The sequence below is a fragment of the Chamaesiphon sp. GL140_3_metabinner_50 genome, from assembly GCF_025361915.1.
Classification (GTDB): Bacteria; Cyanobacteriota; Cyanobacteriia; order Cyanobacteriales; family Chamaesiphonaceae; genus Chamaesiphon.
Genome location: NZ_JANYJC010000230.1, coordinates 1 through 4,597, shown reverse-complemented (window position 1 = coordinate 4,597; position 4,597 = coordinate 1). Strand labels below are relative to the sequence as shown.

Annotated in this window: 4 protein-coding genes; 3 read left to right on the top strand and 1 reads right to left on the bottom strand. The window is 46.6% G+C overall.

The window, feature by feature from the left end; translation table 11 throughout:
• The first annotated feature begins 195 nt into the window (after positions 1-195).
• The 3 genes from Q0R35_RS11405 (at position 196) to Q0R35_RS11395 (ending at position 3,822) form a co-directional block, all read left to right on the top strand.
• Positions 196-1,632 carry an ATP-dependent DNA helicase RecQ gene (locus Q0R35_RS11405; protein ID WP_295617849.1) on the top strand — a complete coding sequence of 479 codons (1,437 nt, stop codon included), beginning with the start codon at positions 196-198 and terminating at the stop codon, positions 1,630-1,632.
• Between the two features lie 121 nt (positions 1,633-1,753).
• Complete coding sequence (locus tag Q0R35_RS11400) at positions 1,754-3,118, top strand: ATP-binding protein (protein WP_295617846.1); 1,365 nt, start codon at positions 1,754-1,756, stop codon at positions 3,116-3,118.
• A 155-nt stretch (positions 3,119-3,273) separates the two neighbouring features.
• Complete coding sequence (locus Q0R35_RS11395) at positions 3,274-3,822, top strand: COP23 domain-containing protein (protein ID WP_295617843.1); 549 nt, start codon at positions 3,274-3,276, stop codon at positions 3,820-3,822.
• 112 nt (positions 3,823-3,934) lie between these two features.
• Here the strand turns inward: Q0R35_RS11395 and Q0R35_RS11390 are convergent.
• A partial coding sequence (locus Q0R35_RS11390) for a Uma2 family endonuclease (protein ID WP_295617840.1) occupies positions 3,935-4,597 on the bottom strand: 663 nt, incomplete at its 5' end.

Genomic DNA, 4,597 nt, shown 5'->3' with positions numbered 1-4,597 from the left:
CGGCTCACCTTTGGTTATTTTCCCCGTCAAAAGAGGTGAGACAGCGACGCATCGACCGGGAGGTTTCCTCTCGGTTGTGTGCGTCAAGACAAGACAGGGGAAACCAAGCGACGTTTGTGGGGGAAGCTTCCCACTCAGAGCTTCGCGCCCAAGAACGCACTTTTCGCTTTCAACTTTCAACTTTCGACTTTTTACATGGATCGGATTCAAGCCAAACTACAGCAGGTATGGGGATATACCGAACTGCGATCGCCTCAACGCGAGATTATTGAATGCTTACTAGCAGATCGCGACGCACTGATTGTGATGCCGACGGGGGGCGGTAAATCTTTGTGTTTTCAAATTCCTGCTTTATTGAGTAGTGGCGTTACCCTAGTTATTTCGCCACTGGTAGCCTTGATGGAAAATCAAGTACAGGAATTAACCGCCAAAGGATTGGCGGCTGGCTTATTGCATAGCGAACTCCCTCCCAAAAGTCGCATCCAGACATTACAAGCTCTAGAAACCGGACGCTTGCGGCTGTTATATATCTCGCCAGAAACCCTACTCAATCAGACAGTCTGGGCGAAATTGTGCCAGCCCGAACTTCAGATCGATCGACTGATTCTCGATGAAGCTCATTGCCTGGTACATTGGGGCGAAACCTTTCGTCCCACATACCGCCGCTTGGGGGCGATCCGCACCGCCTTAATTCAATCTAAGCGTGCAGGTACCAAAATGGCGATCGCCGCCTTTACAGCCACGGCTGACCCCCGATCGCAGCAGATAATTAGCCGCGTTTTGCAACTCCAGCAGCCAGCCGAATTTATTCTCAATCCGCACCGTCCGAATCTCAAGTTATCAGTCAAGCAAATCTGGACTCCACGCGGGCGCAAAAAACACCTAACCGAGTTTATCGATAAATACCCGCGTCAGTCGGGGCTGGTATACGTCAGAACCCGCGACACCAGCGAAGAATTAGCTGCATGGTTGGCAGCGCGAGGCGATCGCACAGTGGCTTATCACGCGGGTTTGAGTCCCCAAGCTCGGCGACGAGTCGAGAGCGAATGGTTGAGTGGTAAATTACAGTACGTGGTGTGTACCTGTGCCTTCGGGATGGGGATTAATAAAGCAAATGTCCGCTGGATCGCGCATTTTCATCCGCCCGTATTACTCGCCGAATACATTCAAGAAATCGGTCGGGCTGGACGGGACGGACAGCTTGCAGAGGCGTTATTATTAGTATGCGAGGCGACCGGATTATTGTATCCAGAAGATCGTCAGCGATCGCGATTTTTTGGCGAAAGTATCGATCGTCATTACGATCTGGCGACTACTTTAGCCAAGCAACTCCCCGCCAGTGGCGACATCCGCGAGATCGAGCAGAAATTTCCCCAGAGCTTGGTTGCCCTATCTTTACTACACAGCGTGGGTGAATTAGTCTGGGAAACCCCGTTTAATTATCGACGCATCGAGACTGGTAAACCACCCGATTGGAAAGTGTTACAGACTCAACAGCAACAAGTTTTCCGAGAAATTACGACGTATATCACTCACTCCGGCTGTCGCTGGGCATTTCTACTCGCCGCTTTCGGCTCCCCCCAGCCAAAAACCTGGCGTTGCGGCAATTGTGATAATTGCCAACGTCGCTAAACTCACATCTTGCACCAGTGAGCATGTTGGGTTTCATTCTTCAACCCAACCTACAGATCTTTTCTTACTTATTACTTCTTACTCCCTAAAGCCTAAAACCTAAAACCTAAAGCCTAATCCCATGAATTCCTCCCATCACGAGCGACACACCGCCGAACTCCATCAGATGCAACGGGCGATTGCGGGATTGTTAGTATATCAAGATATCTTAAATAGTGAGGTTGGTAAGGCGGCGATCGAACTACTAGATGCGATCGCCAATCGCGATCGATCGCAAGCTACTGCCTTAATTTGTTTGACTGCTTACGGACGTTTTTTTAAAGCGTTGGCTGCTGAAAATTGTGGTTGGGAAGAATATTTAATCGATCGGATCTTACAAGCCGAAAATCCGTTTACGCTTCAGGCTCAAAATATTGCTGTTGATGTTCCGAACGGTACGCTTGACAAATATTTATCACCAGCTCTAGTCATGGCTGCCAGACAAGATTTACAATCTTTATATACGCTCTATATTAACGGTCACTATATTCCTAAGTGGGTACAGCAAGTTGGTGAAAATCCAGTTTGCTGGATTGAAAGTAGCCCAATCGATCGAATCGAAAATCGCGGCAGAGCCAATATTGTAAGTAAATTAGACTGTAAAAATTGGGGTGAATCTACAGATGTACCAGATAACTGGGGTGAATTACTAGAAGATATCGTGCGGTATTACCAGGAATCGGGACTGGGGATATTTGGTAAATATCGAGCATTGAGATGGCAGAATAGTCTCGTGGGAATTACCACACCCGATCGAATCGAGATCGAACAGCTTATCGGTTACGAGCTGCAAAAAGATACGCTAATTAAAAATACCAAAGCATTGCTTTCAGGTAAACCAGCTCTAAATATTTTGTTATATGGTGGTAAAGGCACGGGTAAATCATCGCTGGTTAAAAGCTTACTCAATTATTTTACCGATAGTCAATTAAGACTAATTGAAGTCAGTAAAACCGATATGCGCGATCTGTCGATAATTCTCGATCGAATTGCTGATTTACCGCAAAAATTTATTATTTTCATCGACGATCTTTCATTTGAAGCCGATGATGAGGCTTTCAAAGCCCTAAAAGTCGTTCTAGAAGGCAGCGTCACCGCTAGACCTGCTAATGTAGTCGTGTATGCCACTTCCAATCGGCGGCATTTAGTTAGAGAATATTTTGCAGATCGACCGCGCCCTCAAGATGCTGACGACATTCAGATGTGGGATACCGTCCAAGAAAAACTATCATTCAGCGATCGGTTTGGCATTACACTAACCTTTGAGCCTGCCGACCAACCTAAATATCTCGAAATCGTCCATCATTTAGCAACTTCAGCACAATTGCCGATCGAGCGTGACGATCTGGAAAGACGTGCCTTACAATGGGCAACAAGACACAACGGACGCTCTGGGCGCACTGCGCGACAATTCATCGATTACCTGATGGGGAATGACGGAGAGTGAGTTCAACAGCTAGAAACATTAGCTGCTACGCAATTGAAGTGTCAACAGCCGATTGTAAAAAATAGTAAATTATCAACATAAAATTACTAACCCATTCGGAACTTTAAGGTAACGTAGTGTTTCTTAAATTTAATAATCGATCGAAACATAAACTTATGACAATCTGGAAAATGAAATCTTTACCCAATCGCCTTGCTAACCTCACTCTAGCCGCGATCGCTGTAGTTAGCAGCAATATTGCCTTCGTTCCAGCCAGTCAGGCTACAGCCACCACTAGCTTTGTCTGTGGTACCTCGAATGGTAAGCCAGCAACCATCGCTAAAACCAAAAAAGGCGATATCACGATCGTTGTCTGGAGTTCGGAAGACTTTAGCGGTTCGGGATTTAACCCCCAAACTCGTTGTCAGCAGGTGTCGGCTAGATTTCAATCGATGTATCGCAGCGGACAGTTAAAATATATTACTGCTGGCACTGTTAATAACATGCCTGTAGTGTGTGCGACAAAGCAACTCAAAGGTGTTTGCAACCCTCAAAATCAGCTCTACACGCTCAAGCCTAATGCCGATCCTAAACTGACAATCTCGAAATTAATGGCAATTCGCAATCGCGCTACTTCTAGCATTATTGAAGAAAGCGGTAAACTTCCCAGCACGAGTGAAGCTCAAAATACTTCGATCGACATCGATTGGCTCGAAGAAAACTAATCGACACTAAATTCTACTCGCAACTATTCAAGGTCTGATTGTCAAACCCCGCATCTTTGAGATGCGGGGAATTGTGAGCATTCAGAACCCTGTAGAATACGATCGGTACATTCTATACTTCATCGGGGTCGATCCCCAAATCCCGCAGTTTTGCGGCTAATCTTGCTACCCGCTCTTGTGCCTGTTGGGACTCAGCTTGTGCTCGTTGGGACTCAGCTTGTGCTCGTTGGGACTCGGCTTGTGCCTGCCTAGCTTTGATAATTTCTAGTTGCGTCCGCTGCTGCTCTAGCTTTACCCATTCAGTTGGGGTGGGATAACGTTGGTTATTTTCATCGTACCAATAAAGCCACTCTCTGGTGAGTCCGCTGTAGTCACCTCGCTCGTAACCGATCCCTAAGCCGATTTCTGGCATCCATAGCGGGTTACTAGCTTGGAGCTGATAGCTGCCATTTACTAGTTTATAAATTTCTAGCTTAGGTTTGCGTCGCCGTTGGGAATTATAAATTACATAGTACAGAACTCCAAGCTCGGCATATCGAACGAGCTTGGTAGTATATTCTTTTCGATAGGTAGGTGAGACGATTTCGATCGCGAGGCTGGGTACGATTAGTTCGTCCCATAGGACATAACTAGGTCGTAGTTCTTCATCATAGACTCGTTCTACACCCAAGCTGAGGAAGCCATCAGGCACGATGGGGGGTAAGTCTGGATCGAAATAAATCGCCATATCGATTCCAAATAACCAATCCATCCGCTGTGCCCACAAAATTAGCAG